Origin of the sequence: Nocardia araoensis NBRC 100135 (assembly GCF_000308435.1) — a bacterium.
GTDB lineage: Bacteria > Actinomycetota > Actinomycetes > Mycobacteriales > Mycobacteriaceae > Nocardia > Nocardia araoensis.
The window spans coordinates 1-18,694 of sequence record NZ_BAFR01000008.1 but is presented as its reverse complement, the minus strand read 5'-3'; the positions used below and the strand labels follow the sequence as shown (position 1 = coordinate 18,694).

Sequence of the window (18,694 nt, the reverse complement as noted above, 5' to 3'; positions counted from 1 at the left end):
CCGGCCGCGCTTCCCGCGTTGCGCGCGGGATTCCACGGATTGCGGACGACACGCTCGGCGCCATCACTCGTCACCCATCGACTCAGCTCCGGGGACGCGACCAGGCCGACGACCACCGCACCCGCGGCGCGCAGCCTGGTCACCACCGGATGATCCGCGGCGGCCACCGCCCCCCACGGCATCGGCTCGCCCGCGATCGGAACACCGTGTTCGACCACGATCGGGACACCGGCCAGAGGCAGCACGTCGAGGTCGTCGCGTTCCATCAAACCGACCGACTCCGCCGTCGCCTGTTCGGCGGGCAGGACGCTGAAAGCGTCGGTTTTCCGGTCGGACGCCGCGATTCGCGTGCCGGCATCCGCCGCCACTTGGCCGGGATGAAGCAGGCCGTCTCGCACGCATGCCGCGATCGTCGCGGCCGGGCCGCGTTCGAGCGCGATCTCGGCTTCCGCGGCGCTGTCCGGCCGCGCGGCGGCTCCCAGCGGTCGGGCGAGCATCGGTTCGCCGGTCTCGGCATTCGGAATAGTGGTGTTTTCGGCGGCGCTTCCCGCTGAGATCGAGCCATCCGCCATGATTGCGGCCTCGTCGGACATGTGCTGGTCATCCCCCGTCGCGTCGTTGTCGAAATCGGGTGATCCACTGTCGAGCCGCAAGTTATCATTTGGAATACGGCGCGGGGGATGATGATGTCGGGTGTGGCGGAAATTTTCGGCACATCGGACAACAACCGGTGCGGATTCCGCGGCGTCCGCCGAGCCACTAGGTCCGAGCATGAGTGCGAACTCTGAGAGACGTTCCGATCCCGACTCGGGTGTTTCCACCCGGCCGAGGAATAGCGGCCTGTCGCGTGCCGAATCGGAGGCCGTCGCGGCGTTCTCCGCGGCGTGGGAAGCCACCCGGCGCCCGCCCGCGATCGCCGAATACCTGCCCGATGCGAGCACCTTGCGTCGTGAGGCGTTGCTCGAACTGATCCGCGTCGACCTACGCCATCGCTGGCTGCTGCGCCGCGAGAAGAACTCGAACTCCGGAACGGTGCCGGCCGCGCGCCTGCGTCTGGCGGATTATTGCGCCGAATTCCCCGAACTCGCTGCCGAGGATGTTCCGGCCGGTCTGGTGTACGAAGAGTTCGTCATCCGCCGCCAGAGCGGCGAGCGTGTCGATCCCCGCGAATGCCTGCGGGAGTATCCACGTCAGGCCGAAGAATTACGCGAGTTGTTGAACGTCGACGAGATCGACCAGAGCACCCGCCGTGCGACCCCGGAGGATTCCACCCGAACCGTCGTCGCGCGCAGCGATTCCGTTCTCGCCGACACCGCATTGAACCGAACCGTCGGGTCTGTTCGTGATTCTCAGGTGACCAGAACGACCGCCGCCGATCTGACGGGTACGGCCACCTCCGTACCCACGACGATCGGGACCGGGCCGGGTCGGGCCAACCCGCTCGACCGCATCGAGATCGGTCAGCGGATCGATGACTTCGATCTGCTGACCGGCCTCGGCAGCGGTGCGTTCGCCCGGGTGTTCCTCGCGCGGCAGCGTTCGCTGCAACGGCTGGTCGCGGTGAAGATCTCCAGCGACCACGGCACCGAGCCGCAGACGCTGGCCCAGCTCGACCACGACTACATCGTGCGAGTGTTCGACCAGCGGTTGCTCGACGACAACGAGGGCGCCGCACGCCGCCTGCGGCTGCTGTACATGCAGTTCCTTCCCGGCGGCACGCTGCTGGGCGTGCTGCGCTGGGTACGCGCGACCCCGCCCGCCGAACGCAGCGGCCGGCTCCTGCTGGACGCCGTCGACGCGGCCATGGAGGAAAAGGGCGAAATCCGGCCGACCGACTCCAGCGTGCGCGCGGAACTCGCGACGCTGAGCTGGCCGGAGACCGTGGCCTGGCTCGGCCGCAGGCTGGCCGAGGCACTGGACTACGCCTCCTCGCACGGCGTATTGCACCGCGACGTCAAACCGGCCAACGTCCTGCTCACCGCCGAGGGCGTGCCGAAACTGGCGGACTTCAACATCAGCTTCAGCCGCAACGTCGAGGGCACCAGCCCGGTGGCCTACTTCGGCGGGTCGCTGGCCTACATGTCCCCGGAGCAGTTGGAGGCCTGCCATCCCGGCTTCGACCGCACCGCCGCCGAGCTGGACACCCGCGCCGACATCTATTCGCTCGGCGTGGTGCTGTGGGAGCTGCTCACCGGCATGAAGCCGTTCGACGACCGGACGGCGAACGCGGGCGACCAAAGCGATGACACCACGCTGGAGGCCATGCTGGAGCGGCGCAGCAGCGGCGTGGACGAAGCCGCGCTGGCGAACGTTCCGTCCGACTGTCCCGCCGCGTTGCGCCGCATCCTGCTGGCATGTCTGGCTCCCGAGCGATCCGACCGCTGGTCCAGCGGCGCGATCCTGGCCAGGCAGCTGGAGATGTGCCTGGACGCACGGGCGCGGGAGTTGGTCGACCCGGCGCCGAACAGCTGGCGGCGGCGGCTGCGCCCCCACATCGTGCCGGTGGCGCTGGTGGCGATGGCGCTGCCGAACGTGCTCGCCTCGCTGTACAACATCCAGCACAACGAGCAGCTGATCATCAGCCGGATGGCCGAGGATGCCCAGCAGAAGTTTCTCGTCATCACCGGTGTCGTGAACGCGATCTTCTTCCCGGTCGGCATCGCGCTCGTGCTGTACATGGCGCGCTACGTGCTGACAGTGCCACGTGGGCTGCGAAAAGGTCGACGATACGACCCGGGAACCCTGCGGCGGGCCAGACGCGACGCGCTACTGATGGGCGACCGGGCCGTGGCCGTGGCCTTCTCGCTCTGGGTGCTGGCCGGACTGATCTTCCCGGTGGCGCTCCAGGTGTCGACGGGCGACATCGCGCCACGCGCCGTGGTGCACTTCTTCTCATCGCTGGTGGTGTGCGGCGCCATCGCGGTCGCCTATCCCTTCTTCCTGCTGACCTTCTATATGGTGCGGTGCATCTACCCGCTGTTCCTCAGACACGGAGACATCAGTCCTGAGGACGCGGTGTGGCTGCGTGGCCTCGACCGGCGCTGCAACGGCTACCTCGCGGTGGCGGCCTCGGTGCCGCTGCTCGCGGTCACCGGTGTGACCTTCCTGCCCCCATCCGATATCCCGTTGGTCATCGTCGCGGTCCGGCTGCTGTGTGTGGGCGGCATAATCGCGTTCGTGGGCACCTATCTGCTCTTCCGTGCGCTGGAAGCGGATCTGCGGGCGCTGGAGCGGGTGGTCGATCCGGAATCGGCGCAACCGGAGACCACCGAGGGCCGAACCGCCCGAGCGACCGCGACTACCGCCCCGGAGACCAGCACGTGAGCTTGCCCCGCACCGACGCTGTCGCCCGCTTCTCCGCCGACTGGCAGCGCAGTCTTCACAGCGACCGGATACCGCCACAGATCAGCGACTATGTGCCCGACGGCACGCAGGTCCGCTTGGGCGTACTCGTCGATCTGATCCGGGTGGATCTACGGCGGCGCTGGCAGCGCGAAGGGCTCGGTAAACGGGTCGCCGACTATCGCGCGGAATTCCCCGATGTGGAAACCAGCCCGGAGCTGGTCGATCTACTGTGCGAGGAGTTTCTGGCGCGTCGCAGGCGCGGACCGCTGCCGCTGGAGGACTTCCTCGCCGAATATCCGGACCGCGCGGGCGCGGTCCGCGAGCACCTCGCCGATTTCGCCGCCGACGCCGCCGGCTCGGACGCCGAGTCGGCCGAAGCCGTCGCCGCGCTCGCAGACCTCGCGCCGGGCCTGCGGATCGATGACTTCGACCTGCTGACCGACCTGGGCGCCGGGCTGCTGGGCCGGGTGTTCCTGGCCAGGCAGCGGTCGATGCAACGACTGGTCGCCGTCCGGTTCTCGGCGGGCCGGGCGGGCGCGGCGCACACGATGGCCCAGCTCGATCACGCCCACATCGTGCGGGTCTTCGACCAGCGAGTGCTCAGTGCCGACGCCGCACAGGCGCTGACCGTCGCCGGTCCCCCCGCGAACGGCCGCCACACCGCAGCGAGCGCGACCGTCGCGACGCCACACCCGGATCTCGGCACCACGGCGGGCGAACTGTTCGACCTCGACGCCACCGCCCCACCCGGCCGGACGAGCCGCCCCGGCGACGACGAAACCATCGGCGCACCGCCGACCCGAACGGCCGACCACGACGACGAAACCATCGCGGCACCGCCGACCCGAACGGCCGACCACGACGACGAAACCATCGCGGCACCGCCGACCCGAACGGCCGACCACGACGACGAGACCGTTCTCGAACCGCGCGGCTCCGAATGGCCACCGTCGACCGTCACGCACCCGTCCACCGCGGGCGGTGCGACCGCCGCACCGGAAGACATCGATGACGAGACCGTGGTCGGCGAGCCGGACAGGTCCGCTCCGGTCCGCCAACGCCATGGCCCGATTCCCGATTCCGGACGATCGGCCCAACCGCGCGACAGCCCCGCGATTCTGGCTTGTCCGGACGCGGTGACCGAGCGATCGATCGATCCGGACGCGACCATCGCTGCCCCGCCGGACGACACCGCATCCGCGGCCCTGCCCGTCGCGCCGGAATCCAGGACGGCCGCCTTCCCGCGTCTGGTCTACATGCAATACCTTCCGGGCGGCACGGCGGTCGACCTGCTCGCGCAACGCCGTCGCGGCCCCGTGACCGACGGCGGCGCTCTGCTGCTGCGCGCGGTGGACAACGCCATGGAGGCCAAGGGCGAGATCCGGCCGTCGGATTCCAGCGTTCGCGCCGAGATCGCGCGGCTGACCTGGCCGGAGACCGTGGCGTGGGTGGGCAGGCGGCTGGCCGACGCGCTGGACTACGCCGCACACCACGGCGTGCTGCATCACGACATCAAGCCGGCGAACGTGCTGTTCACCGCGGAGGGCATCCCGAAGCTCGCCGACTTCACCCTCGGTGAGGTAGGGGGCCGCACCGCGCCGCACGGTCCCGGCGCGGCCGACGCACTGGTCTACCGCTCCCCGGAGCAGCTGACCCGCTACCTCGACCCCGACGCGCCCGCCCCCAGCGACGCGAGCGACGTCTACTCCCTCGGCGTGCTCCTGTGGGAAATGCTCACGGGCGCAACTCCCTTCGACGATCCGCCACTGGATCGGAGCGGTCCCGACGCCGAGACCTATGAGCGGATGCTCGCGGTGCGCCGCGGCGGCGTCTCGGACGCCGCGCTCGCCCGCCTGCCGGACGACACCCCCGCCGCGCTGCGCCGCGTGCTGCTGGACTGCCTGCACGAGAACCCGAAGCGGCGCTGGCGCGGCGGCGCCGAACTCGCGGGACAACTCGATCTGTGCCTCGATTCCCGCGCGCGTGACCTGGTCGATCCCCCGCACGGCAGCCTCGCGCATCGCGCCCGCGGGTGGCTGCTCCCGGTCGCGGCGCTGTGCGTCGGCGTGCCGAACGTGCTGGCCAGCTTCTACAACATCCAGCTGAACCAGACCCTGATCATCGACCGGATGTCGACCGCGGACCAGGAGAAGTTCGCGGCGGTCGGATTGATCAACAACCTCGTGGCGTTCCCGGTCGCCGCCCTGCTGCTGTTGTTCATGACCCGGCGGCCGCTCGCCATCTCCTACCGTCTCGGCCATGGCGACGGGTACTCGGCGCGCACGCTCGCGAAAGCGCGCCGCGACACCTTGTTGATGGGCGACTGGGCGGTGTGGATACCTTTCGGCTTCTGGCTGGTCGCCGGCATCATCTGGCCGCTGGGGCTGGCCTTCTCCGGTGTCGACCTGCCGCGCGGCACCTTCTTGCACTTCTTCGCCGCGCAGGTGGTGTGCGCGGCGATCGCGCTGGCCTATCCGTTCTTCCCGATCATGGTCTATTCGGTGCGGGCGATCTATCCACAGCTGCTGGTGCGCGGCGGCATCGGCCCCGACGACGAACGCCAGCTCCGCGCGCTGGCCAGGCGCGGCAGTTTCTACCTCGGTGTGGCCGCGTCGGTTCCGCTGCTGGGCGTGGCGAGCGCGACCTTCGTCGAGGCCGACGACCTGGAGCTGGTGATCGTTCCGGTGCGCGTGCTGAGCGTGGGTGGCATCCTGGCATTCGTGCTGACCTACCGACTGTTCCGGCTCCTGGAAGCGGATCTGCTCGCTCTGGCCAGGGCGATTCCTCAGCGGACGCGATGACCGCACCGCGTCCGCTGGGGCGGCTGGTGAACCTGTCGCACGTCCACGATCCGGTCACCACGCCGCTGTACCCGGAGGATCCGGAATTCCGCACCGACATCGTGGCCACGATCGCGAACGACGGCTACCTCCTGCGCTACATCCAGCAGGGCGAGCACACCGGAACGCATTGGGGCGCGCCGATTCATTTCCGCGCGGACGGGCTCGCCGCCGACGAACTCGACCTCGACGATCTGCTGCTGCCCGCGGTGAAGATCGATCTCCGGCAGCGCTGCGCGAACGATCGCGACTACGCGATCACCATCGAGGATCTGCAGCGGTGGGAGGCCGAACACGGCCGCATCCCGGACGGCGCGGCGGTCGTCGCCTGGACCGGGTGGGACAGCAAGTGGGGCACGCCGGAGTTCGTCGGCACGGGCGAATCAGCGGGCAGGCAACCGGGCTTCGCGGTGCGGACGGTGGAATGGCTGCTGCGCAGCGGCAGGCTCGGCCGCCGTGGCGCGCTCGGCATCGACACATTCGGGCCCGACGTGGGGACCGACGAGACCTACGCGGTGTCGAAGCTGCTCTACGGCGAGCACCGGATCAGCTTGGAATGCTTGGCGAACCTGGCCGCGCTGCCCGCGACCGGGGCGTGGCTGCTGGTGGGCGGACCACTCTATCGCGGCGGCTCCGGGTCACCGGCAACGATTTTCGGCATCTTGCCCGGCTGACCTCTCAGCCGCCGTAGACCTTGGGGTTGAGGGTGCCGATGTAGGGCAGGTCGCGGTAGCGCTCCGCGTAGTCGAGGCCGTAGCCGACGACGAATTCGTTCGGGATGTCGAAGCCGACGTGCGCGACCTCCACGGGCGTGCGTAGCGCGTCGGGCTTGCGTAGCAGCGTGACCACCTCGAGCGAAGCCGGGTTGCGGGTGGACAGGTTGCGCTTGAGCCACGACAACGTGAGCCCGGAGTCGATGATGTCCTCGACGATCAGGACATTGCGCCCCGCGATGTCCTTGTCCAGGTCCTTCATGATGCGCACCACGCCCGAGGACGAGGTCGACGACCCGTAGGACGAGACGGCCATGAACTCCATCTGGGTCGGGATGGGCAGGGCCTTGGCCAGGTCGGTCATGAAGAAGATCGCGCCCTTGAGCACGCCCACCAGCAGCAGATCGCCCTCGGGAGCGTCGGGGGGATACCGCTTCGCGATGAGTTCGGCCAGCTCCTGGGTCTTGGCCGCGATCTGTTCCGCGGTGATCAGCACAGACGCGATGTCATCCCCGTACACGTCAGCTGGGTTCCCTTCCGTGGTGATGAGCCCGTTCGGCCGGTTCGGTCTTCGTCATCGGTCCGATGCCATCCTCAGCCTGCCGCAGTGTCAGCCTGCCATGTTCGCGCCCGGCGACCAACCTGCTACCCGCCCTTCCACCGCCGACCGCCACGCCGCCCTGCCCGCGCCAAGCCGTAACCAGTTCGTCGACTGCCTGTAAATGCTTGGTGGTCAGGGCTTTCGCACCCCCCTCTAGCAGCCATGCCCGGATTGCCCGTTTACGCAGAGCCGCCGGCGCAGTGGCGAGGGTCTCGATCACCAGCGCCTGCCCATCACCGGCGGTGTGCCGCAGCTCGGCGGCGAGCGCGTCCAGAACCGCCCCGTCCTCCCGCAGTTGCTCGGCCGTACGCGCCAGCGCCGGGGCCACCCCGCCGCCGAGGATCTGCTCCAACAGCGGCAACGCCTCGGTGCGCAGCCGCACCCTGGTGAACTCCGGGGCCGTGTTGTGTGGGTCGTCGTGCGGCGTCACGCCCAGATCGGCGCATACCCGCCGGGTGGTTTCCCGGCGCACGCCGAGCAACGGCCGACCCCACGGCTCGGCGCAGGCGGACATTCCTTGGATCGAGCGCCCGCCCGAGCCACGCGCGAGCCCGAGCAGCACCGTTTCGGCCTGGTCGTCGAGGGTGTGCCCGAGCAGCACCGGAAGGCCTCGGCGCGCGGAGTCCAGCGCGGCGTAGCGCGCCCGGCGCGCGGCGGCTTCCAATCCGCCCTCGGTACCGACCTCGACCGCGAGCACGCGCGCGGACCGGCAGCCGAGGGCGAGTGCCTGCGCCGCAGCCTCGGCGGCGACGGCGCCGGAACCCGGTTGCAGGCAATGATCCACCACCAGGGCATCGACCGCGCTGGTCTCGACCACCGCCGCCGCGGTGAGGGCCAGCGAATCCGCGCCGCCGGACAACGCCACCGCGACCGCCTGCTCCTCGGTCTCGCGCGGCCCGAATCTGCTCAGCCAATCCCGGACCGCCCTGCGGACGGCCAGCACGGCAGCGGTCTCGGGCAATCGCCGGGCGGCGGACGGCCGCCCGGATCCGGATGTCCCGCTCTCGGACCCGAAGCGCCCGGGTGTCGTTCCTGGCGCACGCCCCATGGGCGCAGCCTACCGGCCGACGGCGCTCGGCGAGTCGCCGTCGAGCCGGAAACCGGCGTGCCCGCTCAGGCCAGCACTCGCTCGATCCAGCGCTGCGGATGCTCGATCTCGTCGGTGCGCGGCAGCGTGTCGGCTTCGGTCCACACCGTGTTGAACCGTGTCATCCCGACGGTGGCGACCACCTCGTCGACGAACTTCTTGCCGCGCACGTACTGGGCGACCTTCGCGTCCACGCCGAGCAGGGCGCGCAGGAGGCGCTGCACCGGGTTGGTCGGACGCCTGCGCCGCTGGTCGAACGCGGTGCGGATCTGCTCGACGGACGGGACGACCGCGGGGCCGACCGCGTCCATGACGTGATCGGCGTGTCCCTCCAGCAGGGTGCCGAGCATCAGCAGCCGGTCCAGCGCCGCGCGCTGCGGCGGAGCCTGGGTGGCGCGCAGCAGGCCGACCACGCCGCGTGCGGCCGGATCGTCGGGGGCGGTCCCGCGACGGCGGTCGCGCAGCTCTTCGACCAGCCGCGAGAGCATCTCGCTCATCGGCTCGTCACCGACCTCGCCGAGGACCTCGACGTTCGCGCGCATGTAGTCGCCGAGCCAGGGCGCGGAGGAGAACTGCACCCGGTGGGTCACCTCGTGCAGGCACACCCACAGCCGGAAATCGCTCGGCGACACCCCGAGCGCCCGCTCGACCGCCACGATGTTCGGCGCGACCAGCAGCAGGGTGCCGTCCGCGCCCGTGAACGGGTCGTATTGACCGAGAATGGCGGTGGACAGGAAGGCGAGCATGGCGCCTGCCTGCACCCCGGCGGGTTTGCCCGCCAGGAATTTGCGGTCGGCCTGCGACGCATCGGCCCCGGTGAGCTGGGCCATCGAGTCGGCGGCGGCCGAGATCCACCCCGGCCGGTCGACGATCCTGGCCGCCGGGACCGGCCGGTCGTCCAGCAATTCACTGACCTCGCGCACCGGCGCCTCGGCCCGCACGGACGCATCGGCGAGCTCGGCGACCACCTGCTCGGCCGAATAGCGCGAGGTACGCGGACCCGACGGCACCAAGGCGGAGCCGGTCCGCGCGGCCAGGCGCCAATCGACCACGCCGGACAGGCCCGAGCGGAGCTTTCGCCGCTCGACCGTGTCCGCGGAGCCGAATTCGGCTGCCTCGGAACCTTGCTGGGTCATGATCAACCACCCGTCACGAGCATCCACAATTTCGCAGCGTGCCTGCGATCGCGTCCAACGCGGGCCTGCTCACCTCCGGCGGTCGATCGTTCGACATCAGAGCGAAGGTCAGCACCCGCCCATCGGCGTCCAGCACATATCCGACCAACGCGCTGGAGACCGACAGAGTTCCGGTCTTGGCTCGCACCCAGCCCGCGGCCTGACGATCCCGGGTGACGTAGCGGCTGGTCAGCGAGCCCGTGGCGCCTGCGACCGGCAGGGCGTCGAGCATCGGCGCCAAGGTGGCCGCCACCCGGTCGTTCTCGGGCTTCGCTTTGGTTCCCGCCGGTTGCACCGCCGTGGCGGCGGTGGGCTCGGCCGCGGTCGCCACGACCCGGTCGAGCAATCGCGCGGGAATCCGGTCGTCCACCGAAAGCCCGCTGCTGTCGTGCATATCCAGGCCGGACAGATCGAAACCGGCCTTGCTCAGCGCCGTCCGCACCGCGGTGACCCCGCCGGTGAAAGAGGCATCGCCGCCGGTGGCCGTCGCGAGCTCCCGTCCGATCGCCTCGGCGAGCACGTTGTCGGAGTGGACCATCATGTCGCGCAGCCGGTCGCGCAGCGGCGCCGAACGCACGGAGGCGACCTCGGCCGCGCCCGCGGGAGCGGCGCCCGCCCGTACCCGCGCCGGGTCGAGCCCCAGTTCGGTGGCCAGCCGCCGTCCCGCGTCCAGTGCGGGAGTCGCGGTGCGCGGCGAGTACTCGACGAGCGGTTGCAACCGGCCGCCGTCGATCATCACCGGCTCGATCGGGGCGATGGAACCCTCGGGGATGTCGACCGGGTCCCACCCTTGCGCCATGGTCGGGCCGGTGTAGGCGGAGAGATCGACGACGATGGTGTCCACCGCCCGGCCCGCGGATTTGATCTGGGTGACCAGGTCGGACAGCCGCGGTCCGTTGGGGTAGTACCCTTTGCCGTCCGGCTGCGCGGTGAGCGTCGGATCGCCGCCGCCGACCAGCACCAGTTCGTTCGGCGCCGCCCCGGCGACCACCTTCGTGGTCACCCGGTGCTCGGCGGGCAGCGTGAGCAGGGCGGCCGCGGTGGTCAGGATCTTCGCGGTGGACGAGGGGATCATCGGCCGGTTCGCGTCGCCGCTCCACAGCACCGTCCCGCTGTCGGCGTCGGTCACCTGGCCCGCGAACGCGCCGAGGTCCGGATTGGTGATCACCGGCGCCAGCGCGGCGGCGACCCCGGCGGGACTCGGCGCCGAATTGGTGGACCGGGCCGGGCCGACCTGCGCAGACGGCTCGACCGGCGCGGGCGGTGCGGCGATGGTCAGGCCGCCGTGCCGGAACTCGTCGGTCCACGGCCGCACCGCCAGCAGCGCCACCGCGGTGGCGACGACCAGCACGACCAGCACCGTCGAGATCAACAGCCATCTGTTGCGACGCCGCCGGGCAGCCAGCCCACCGATGTTCTCGTTGCCACCAAACACGTCGCCGCCGCTCTCCTGACCGATTCCCGCAGCAGCCGCCTGCCGCACCCATGTCCCCGACGACCACACTATCCTCGTTGCGCAACCGTTCCCCCGAACAACCTGGCGAGTCGGCGCACTCCGCAGCGGCCGAGTCGGCAGTCGCCGAAAAGAAGCCGAGTCGCACAGCTCGGCACCGATGCAAAAGGAGATGGCGTGGAGTTCGACGTCACGATCGAGATCCCCAAGGGTTCCCGGAACAAGTACGAGGTCGACCACGAGACCGGCCGGGTCCGGCTCGACCGGTTCCTGTACACGTCCATGGTCTATCCCGCCGATTACGGCTACATCGAGAACACCCTCGGCGAGGACGGCGACCCGCTGGACGCGCTGGTCCTGCTGCCCGATTCGGTGTTCCCCGGCGTGATCGTGGAGGCCAGGCCGGTGGCCATGTACAAGATGACCGACGAGGCGGGCGGCGACGACAAGATCCTGTGCGTGCCCGCGGGCGATCCGCGCTGGGACCACATCCAGGATCTGAAAGACGTCCCGGAGTTCGAGCTTGCCGCGATCAAGCACTTCTTCGAGCGCTACAAGGACCTCGAGCCCGGCAAGTTCGTCAAGGGCTCGGAGTGGGTCGGGCGAGCCGAGGCCGAGGCCGAGGTGGAGGCCTCCTTCCAGCGGCTGAAGGACCAGGGCGGCCACTGAAGCCCTTCTGGCACAACGAAAGCGGGGAGTCCGGTGCGCACGGACTCCCCGCTTCGCCGTCCAGGGTCACGAAAGGCGAAAAGGGACACCCGGAATCCGGATGCCCCTTCTCTGTGACAGGTGGCTCAGTAGTAGATGTACAGGTCGTAGCCGCCCCAGGTCTCGATGCACTCCCAGTAGTAGCCGCCGGTGCTCGGCGACTCGCCGTCGGCCCGGCACGCGCTCAGCGTGGCGTAGGTGCCGATGTAGGTGCCGCCGTAGGCGACCTCCTGGTAAACCGGTGCGGCCGAGGCCGAAGCGGCCGTCGACACCCCGGCGACGGCAGCGGTGGCCAGCAGACCAGCGGCGAAGAAGGACTTGATACGCATCTCTTGCTCCTGAATGCGAGATGAAATTTTTGACGCCTCAAACGATATGGGCGATCGCAGCCCCGCACAGCCACCCCTAGGGTGAGGGCAACGCAACCCTGAGGCGAATCACCTTGCCCACCCTCGATACCCACCCTTGGGTCCCGCGGACGGCGCACTCGCCCGGGTACGAGTGCGCCGCGGGCGTCACTGACCGCGGAATTCGGGCGGGCGCTTCTCGAAGACTGCCTTGACCGCCTCGGCGAGGTCCTCCGACGGCAGGAAGGCGGCATTCCACGCGGAGACGTAGCGCAGGCCTGCGGCGATCTCGTCCTTGCGCCGCTGCTCCAGCACGTCTTTGACGCCCTGCACCACCAGCGGCGGGTTCGCGGCGATCTCGCGCGCGGTGGCGTGCGCGGCGTCCAGCGCCGCCTCTTGGTCCGGGAAGACGTCGTTGACCAGGCCGATCTTCTCCGCGCGTGCGGCGTCGATGTCCTTGGCGGTGTAGGCGAGTTCGCGCAGGTGGCCCTCACCGATGATGCCGGGAAGCCGTTGCAGCGAGCCCACGTCGGCGACGATCGCGACCTTCGCCTCTCGCAGACTGAACTTTGCCTCCGCGCTGGCGTAGCGGATGTCGGCCGCCGAGATGAGATCCAGCCCACCGCCGATGCACCAGCCGGACACGGCCGCGATCACCGGCTTGCGGCAGTCCGCCACGGCCGTGATCGCGGCCTGCATCTTGCGCACGTCGACAAGGAAGCCGGTGCGAGGGGCGGCCAGCGCGCGATCGGCCAGCAACGGGCCGAACGTGCCGCTCATCGCGGGCAGGTCCAGACCGTAGGAGAAGTGCTTGCCGGAGCCGGTCAGCACGATCGCGCGCACCTCCGGATCGGCGTCCAGCGCCTGGAACACTTCCGGCAGCTCACGCCAGAAGTCGGGACCCATCGCGTTGCCCTTACCGGGGCCGATCAACGTCACCTGCGCGACGTGATCCTTGGTTTCGACGGTGAAAGCCTGCCAATCTGTCATTTGTACAGCGTATCGAGACAAAGTGGCGCCCGTGTCCCGACCCGGTGTTGCGCGACTCGGAAAGAAAACCTCGCCGCGTGTAAACCCTGTGCAAAATCGGAATGGTCTACTGGTTCCCGGCTGGCAGAACAGCGGATCATGAGCAGGTCAGCAAACCTCATTCACCGGCTTCGGAGGACATCATGCTGATGCATCGCGGGATCGGTCTGGACCGCTTCAACGAGATGCCCCGCGGCCGCGCGGTGCACGCGCTGTACGAGTGCTGCTGCAACGTGACGTGGGCGGCGACACTCGCCGACGCCCGCCCCTACCCCGATCGGGACGCGTTGCTGAGCAAGGCCGACGTCGAATTGCTGGCGCTGTCCCAGCGGGACGTCGACCGCGCCTTCGAAGGGGTTGCGCACGAGCCCATCTCGGCGCGCGACATGACCGAACTCGCGCGGATCACCCGCGCGCGGATCGCCGGAATGCTCGGCCCGGCCGAGGGTTACCCGGAATACTGAGCCGACAGCGCGACTTCCCCGGCGTCCGGCCCGCAATCGCTCTACCCTGGTTGGATGCGCAGGTCGTCATTGCCACCGGTCGCCTGCCGGGTCGCGGACACCCTCATCTCCCGAGGCCATCACGGGCTCATCGTCGCTCGGTCGGAGCCGACCCATACGGCCGCCGACGCCGCGCGGGCGCTCGGCGTCGACGTGGGGGCGATCACGAAGTCACTCGTGTTCCTGCTCGACGACGACCCGGTCTTGCTGCTGGTCTCCGGGGCGCACCAGGTCGATCTGGCGAAGACCGGCGCGCGCCTGGAAGGGACGCTGACCCGCGCCCCCGCCGACATGGTGCGCGAGGTGACCGGTCAGCCCATCGGCGGTGTCGCGCCGGTCGGCCACCCGACCAACCTGCCCACCTGGGTGGACAACGCGCTGGGCCACCATCGCGAGTTGTGGGCGGCGGGCGGGCATCCGAACACCATCTTCCGTACCTCGTTCCCGGAGTTGCTGCGGATCACCGCGGGCCTTCCGATCGACGTCGACTGACGCCGCGAGACCGTGCCGGACGCCGCGTGAGCGCACGCCTCGAGATCGACGGCGGCCGCCAGGCTCGACAACCGGATCGCGTTCCACCGTCGTGCGACGAATGCCACCGCCATGAGCCCGAAGACCGGGCGTAGTTTCGTGATGTGACCGACGCACCACGGCCCGAGACGGAACTCCAGGTTCCGGATGATCTGAGCGGCATCACCGCGGAGCAGTATCGCGCGTCCATGCGCCACTATCCGGCCGGCGTCACCGTCGTCACGCTGCATTCGCCGCAGGGGCCGGTCGGCTTCACCGCGACTTCCTTCGCCTCGCTGTCGCTGGACCCGCCGCTGGTGTCGTTCAACATCGCGCACACCTCCTCCAGCCTGTCCGGCCTGCTGGACGCCGAGTCCGTCGTCATCCACTTCCTCGGCGAACACCAGCAGCACCTGGCGCACCGGTTCTCGCGGACCGCGGACGAGCGCTTCACCGACCGATCCCTGTGGACCACCCTCGACACCGGCGAACCGGTCCTGCACGGCACCCCCATCTGGCTGCGCGCCACCGTGCACCAATTGATCCCCATCGGCGACCACACCCTCGTCGTCGGATTGGTCACCCGGGTCCACGACAACACCGACGAGAAGCCCTCCGCCGCACCGCTGCTGTACTACAACGGGCGCTACTACCGGCCGACCGCCCTCGGCGACTGACCCGGTTCCGCTCCTCCACCCTCGGCCGCACCTGCACCACCGACTCGGCGTCGAGCGCACGGGCCGGCCGCTCCGGCCGTCGGAATGAGCGTGGTTTCAGCCCACGAGGCAGGGGGCCGCGCCGGTGGGTGCGGTGGAGGTGAAGGGGCGGGTTTCCGGGGTGGGGTTCCATACGCCGTTCTCGGCGGCGTAGTCCCAGGTGGGGCCCGTCGCCACCAGGGTGGCGATCGCATCGACCAGGCGGTCCACATCGGTGGCGGTGGTGCCCAAGCCGATGCTCGCGCGCAGCGCGCCGTCCAAGCCGAGGCGGGTGAGCAGCGGGTGGGCGCAGAAGCGTCCGTCGCGCACGCCGATGCCGTGTTCGGCGGAGAGATAGGCGGCGACCTGGCCGGGGGCGAAATCGTCCAGGGTGAAGGCGACGATGCCGACGGAGTCGGGGCTGTCGGTCCAGATGCGCAACAGACGGACGCCGGGAATCGCGGCCAAGCCGTCGCGCAGGCGGTCGGCGAGCCGATGCTCGTGTGCGGCAAGGGTTTCGGCGTCGATGGCACAGAGCGCGTCACAGGCGGCGGCCAGCGCGGCGGCGCCGAGCACGTTCGGCGACCCTGCTTCGTGCCGCTGCGGAGCGGGCGCCCACTCGGCCCCGTCGGCACTCACCTCACGCACCGCGCCACCGCCGGCCAGGTAGGGCCGGGCCGCGTCGAGCCAATCCCGCCTGCCCACCAGCACACCCGCGCCGAACGGCGCGTAGAGCTTGTGCCCGGAGAAGGCGAGATAGTCGATTCCGCTGGCGCGCAGGCTGATTCGCCGGTGCGGGGCCAACTGGGCCGCGTCGACCAGTATCCGGGCGCCGCACTGGTGCGCGACGGTGGCCAGCCGCTCCAGCGGAAGCACCTCGCCGGTCACGTTCGACGCGCCCGTCACCGCGAGCAGCGCGGCGGGCTTGCTGCACAGTTCGGCGACCAGCCTGCCGATGGTCTCCTCGACCGTGTCGGCCGCCTGCACGACGCGTCTGCCCTGCCTGGTCCAGGGCAGGAAGTTGGCATGGTGCTCGATGTCGAGCACCACGGTGTCGCCGGGGACGCAGGACGCGAGCAGGTTCAGCGAGTCGGTGGTGTTGCGGGTGAACACCACCACCTGGTCGTCGGCGGCATCGAGGAACCTGGAGACCGACCCGCGGGCGGCCTCGTAGCACTCGGTGGAGATCCGGGAGGCGTAGCCCGCGCCGCGGTGCACGCTCGCGTAGTACGGCAGCAACTGCTGCACTCGGTCGGTGACCTGCGTCAATGCCGGCGCGCTAGCCGCGTAGTCGAAGTTGGCGTAGGTGGCCGTTCCGCCTTGCACCAGCGGCACGCGCAGTTCGTCGCCGGAGACCCGGGCGAGAGCGGCACAGGTGCTGTCGACAGTCGTAGTCATCACGTGAATCCCGTCGGCTAAGGGACTCGCAATCGAATGATTCGTCGAGTCCGCGCTTGCCGCGCCCGGTCGGGCGGCGGCCGGGTCGTCACCCGGAGCACCCCACCGCGGAGGAGGGTTGCCGGCCAGCAAGCCGGGGCTTCGCGCTGGCACTCATGACCTGACCCGAGGGTGGCAGAAGCGCCCCGGCGCTGTCAACCACGTTCGACCCCGAGTCCCCACGAGCACCGCGTGGAGATAACCACCACGCGTGCGCCTTTACAAGCACCCCCACGACAGCACGCGAGCCGCTGGTCCGGCGGTTCTCGAGTTCCTACCCTCCAGCCCCCGATCACCCTCGGGAGAGCCGTGTCGGCTGCCGAGACTTCTCCCCGAGGGGCCGGGAGCCCGGACTCGCCCCGTGCCCGCCCGTCGCGGAGTTCACACGATTCGGATGAGCGGAATCACATCCCCGGGCCGGCGATCTCCCGGCGAACCGGGCGATGCACCGTCGACCTGCGAATGCCGTATCGGAGCGGCGAATATCGATCCCACCTGCAACAACGCGCGCGGCGCCGGTCGCTCCGCCGCCCGGTCAGGTGAACAACGGACGACGACAACCCCGGGTACCGTGGACAACTGGCCATCGCGGCGTTTGCCCTTTGGTAACCCAGTTATGGCACAACAACGTCGAAAGTGTGAGGCAGGTCGATGGGAGGTGCGCAGAGCACCATGCTCGAGACAGACGTCGACGCGCCCGCGGGCCCGTTGTCGCGCGGTGACCGCGCACCGGAAGCCAGGACGCTGGTCGACATCCTGACCGCGACGGCGCTCGCCCATCCCGACGCACCCGCCATCGATGACGGCCAAGTGGTGCTGTCCTACCTGGAGCTGGTCGTCGAGATCGAGAAGACCATGGCGCGTCTGGCCACCGCTGGTGTGCGGCCGGGCGACCGGGTCGGCGTGCGCATCCCCTCGGGCACCCGCGGCCTCTACGTGACCATCCTCGCCGTCCTGTACTCCGGCGCCGCCTATGTGCCGGTCGACGCCGACGATCCGGATGAGCGCGCCCACCTGGTCTTCGGGGAGGCGCAGGTCACCGCGATCGTGACCGCGGAAGGCATCGAGACCACCGCCGCGGGCATCCGCGCGGCGGAGCGGCAGCGCGAGGAAACCTGGTCCACCCTGCCCACGCCCGGCGACGACGCCTGGATCATCTTCACCTCAGGCTCCACCGGAACGCCGAAAGGCGTTGCCGTCACCCACCGCAACGCGGCCGCCTTCGTCGACGCCGAAGCGGACCTGTTCCTCCCGGACGCCCCGATCGGTCCCGGGGACCGGGTGCTCGCCGGTCTGTCGGTCGCCTTCGACGCGTCCTGCGAGGAGATGTGGCTGGCCTGGCGCAACGGCGCCTGCCTGGTGCCCGCCCCGCGCGAGCTGGTGCGCACCGGGGCGGATCTCGGTCCCTGGCTGGTGCGGCGGCAGATCACCGTGGTCTCGACCGTCCCGACACTGGCGGCGACCTGGCCGGTCGAGGCGCTGGAGGCGGTGCGCCTGCTCATCTTCGGCGGCGAGGCCGTGCCACCGGAACTCGCCGAGCGTCTCGCCGGGAACGGTGACATCGCGCGCGAGGTGTGGAACACCTACGGCCCCACCGAAGCCACGGTCGTCGCGTGCGCCGCGCGATTGGACGGTCAGTGGCCGATCCGAATCGGATTGCCGCTCAATGGCTGGGATCTGGTCGTCGTCGATGCGGCGGGTAACCCGGTGGCCGAAGGGGAATCCGGTGAACTGGTGATCGGAGGCGTCGGACTCGCCCGCTATCTCGACCCGGTCAAGGACGCCGAGAAGTACGCGCCGCTGCCCTCCGTCGGCTGGGAGCGCGCGTACCGCAGCGGCGACCTGGTGCGCAACGACAGCGCCGGTCTGGTGTTCCTCGGCCGCGCCGACGATCAGATCAAGCTGGGCGGACGGCGCATCGAACTCGGCGAGATCGATAACGCTCTGCAACACCTGCCGGGAGTCACCGGCGCCGCGACGGCCATTCGTACCACCAAGGCGGGCAACAAGCTTCTGGTCGGCTATCTGACCGGGCCCGGACCGGACTTCGATGCCAAGGCCGCGCGCGCCATTCTCGCCGGACAGCTGCCTGCGCCGCTGGTGCCCCGGCTCGCGGTGGTAGACGAGCTGCCCACCCGCACTTCCGGCAAGGTCGACCGCGACGCACTGCCCTGGCCGCTGCCCAACGCCGCCGAGGACGACGACGACAACGAGCTGACCGGCACGGCCCTGTGGGTCGCCGGCCTGTGGG

General features: G+C 69.9%; 16 protein-coding genes and 1 riboswitch. Of the genes, 8 read left to right on the top strand and 8 right to left on the bottom strand.

Translation table 11 applies throughout. The annotated features are described in order from the left end of the window. A partial coding sequence (locus ON21_RS01840; RefSeq protein ID WP_039794626.1) for an amidase family protein occupies positions 1-593 on the bottom strand: 593 nt, incomplete at its 3' end. A 178-nt stretch (positions 594-771) separates the two neighbouring features. On the opposite strand from ON21_RS01840, the gene ON21_RS01835 reads away from it, so the two are divergent. Genes ON21_RS01835 through ON21_RS01825 form a run of 3 tightly spaced genes read left to right on the top strand, consistent with a single transcriptional unit; the run spans position 772 to position 6,859 of the window. Further along, positions 772-3,324, top strand: a complete 2,553-nt coding sequence (locus tag ON21_RS01835) for a serine/threonine-protein kinase (RefSeq protein ID WP_083880353.1) — start codon at positions 772-774, stop codon at positions 3,322-3,324. Continuing rightward, positions 3,321-6,146, top strand: a complete 2,826-nt coding sequence (locus ON21_RS35565; RefSeq protein ID WP_051020177.1) for a protein kinase domain-containing protein — start codon at positions 3,321-3,323, stop codon at positions 6,144-6,146. Before ON21_RS01835 ends, ON21_RS35565 begins: the two co-directional genes overlap by 4 nt. Further along, positions 6,143-6,859: a cyclase family protein gene (locus ON21_RS01825; RefSeq protein WP_039794625.1), complete on the top strand. Its 717-nt coding sequence runs from the start codon at positions 6,143-6,145 to the stop codon at positions 6,857-6,859. The genes ON21_RS35565 and ON21_RS01825 overlap by 4 nt, the downstream gene beginning before the upstream one ends. Before the next feature lie 4 nt (positions 6,860-6,863). Here the strand turns inward: ON21_RS01825 and hpt are convergent, their stop codons facing one another. The 4 genes from hpt to dacB all read right to left on the bottom strand — a co-directional run bounded on the left by hpt (position 6,864) and on the right by dacB (position 11,196). Then, positions 6,864-7,418 (bottom strand): hypoxanthine phosphoribosyltransferase, encoded by a 555-nt coding sequence (gene hpt / locus ON21_RS01820; RefSeq protein WP_039794624.1) that lies wholly within the window; start codon positions 7,416-7,418, stop codon positions 6,864-6,866. A gap of 1 nt (position 7,419) precedes the next feature. Then, complete coding sequence (tilS, locus tag ON21_RS01815; protein ID WP_083880350.1) at positions 7,420-8,547, bottom strand: tRNA lysidine(34) synthetase TilS; 1,128 nt, start codon at positions 8,545-8,547, stop codon at positions 7,420-7,422. A gap of 65 nt (positions 8,548-8,612) precedes the next feature. Then, positions 8,613-9,722, bottom strand: coding sequence for an Rv3626c family coenzyme F420 biosynthesis-associated protein (locus tag ON21_RS01810; protein ID WP_083880355.1), 1,110 nt, complete (start codon positions 9,720-9,722; stop codon positions 8,613-8,615). Between the two features lie 13 nt (positions 9,723-9,735). Then, positions 9,736-11,196, bottom strand: a complete 1,461-nt coding sequence (dacB, locus tag ON21_RS01805; RefSeq protein ID WP_373281094.1) for a D-alanyl-D-alanine carboxypeptidase/D-alanyl-D-alanine endopeptidase — start codon at positions 11,194-11,196, stop codon at positions 9,736-9,738. A 195-nt stretch (positions 11,197-11,391) separates the two neighbouring features. Here dacB and ON21_RS01800 point away from each other — a divergent pair, with 195 nt between their 5' ends. Next, the gene (locus tag ON21_RS01800; RefSeq protein ID WP_039794623.1) at positions 11,392-11,883 is read left to right on the top strand and encodes an inorganic diphosphatase; all 492 of its coding nucleotides are present in this window, start codon (positions 11,392-11,394) and stop codon (positions 11,881-11,883) included. A gap of 125 nt (positions 11,884-12,008) precedes the next feature. Here ON21_RS01800 and ON21_RS01795 read toward each other — a convergent pair whose 3' ends face one another. Continuing rightward, complete coding sequence (locus ON21_RS01795) at positions 12,009-12,251, bottom strand: hypothetical protein (protein ID WP_039794622.1); 243 nt, start codon at positions 12,249-12,251, stop codon at positions 12,009-12,011. Between the two features lie 186 nt (positions 12,252-12,437). Beyond that, positions 12,438-13,259 (bottom strand): crotonase/enoyl-CoA hydratase family protein, encoded by an 822-nt coding sequence (locus ON21_RS01790; RefSeq protein WP_039794621.1) that lies wholly within the window; start codon positions 13,257-13,259, stop codon positions 12,438-12,440. 182 nt (positions 13,260-13,441) lie between these two features. On the opposite strand from ON21_RS01790, the gene ON21_RS01785 reads away from it, so the two are divergent. The 3 genes from ON21_RS01785 to ON21_RS01775 all read left to right on the top strand — a co-directional run bounded on the left by ON21_RS01785 (position 13,442) and on the right by ON21_RS01775 (position 14,988). Then, positions 13,442-13,762, top strand: coding sequence for a 2-oxo-4-hydroxy-4-carboxy-5-ureidoimidazoline decarboxylase (locus ON21_RS01785; RefSeq protein ID WP_039794628.1), 321 nt, complete (start codon positions 13,442-13,444; stop codon positions 13,760-13,762). A 54-nt stretch (positions 13,763-13,816) separates the two neighbouring features. Next, complete coding sequence (locus ON21_RS01780) at positions 13,817-14,293, top strand: YbaK/EbsC family protein (RefSeq protein ID WP_039794620.1); 477 nt, start codon at positions 13,817-13,819, stop codon at positions 14,291-14,293. A 143-nt stretch (positions 14,294-14,436) separates the two neighbouring features. After that, on the top strand, positions 14,437-14,988 hold the full coding sequence (locus tag ON21_RS01775) for a flavin reductase family protein (RefSeq protein ID WP_039794619.1): 552 nt from the start codon (positions 14,437-14,439) through the stop codon (positions 14,986-14,988). Positions 14,989-15,084: 96 nt separating this feature from the next. Here the strand turns inward: ON21_RS01775 and ON21_RS01770 are convergent, their stop codons facing one another. After that, positions 15,085-16,404 (bottom strand): aminotransferase class V-fold PLP-dependent enzyme, encoded by a 1,320-nt coding sequence (locus ON21_RS01770; protein ID WP_039794618.1) that lies wholly within the window; start codon positions 16,402-16,404, stop codon positions 15,085-15,087. Positions 16,405-16,451: 47 nt separating this feature from the next. Continuing rightward, a riboswitch (SAM riboswitch) is annotated at positions 16,452-16,565 on the bottom strand. A 550-nt stretch (positions 16,566-17,115) separates the two neighbouring features. On the opposite strand from ON21_RS01770, the gene ON21_RS01765 reads away from it, so the two are divergent. Beyond that, on the top strand, positions 17,116-18,694 hold a 1,579-nt coding region (locus tag ON21_RS01765), incomplete at its 3' end, for an amino acid adenylation domain-containing protein (RefSeq protein WP_157170684.1).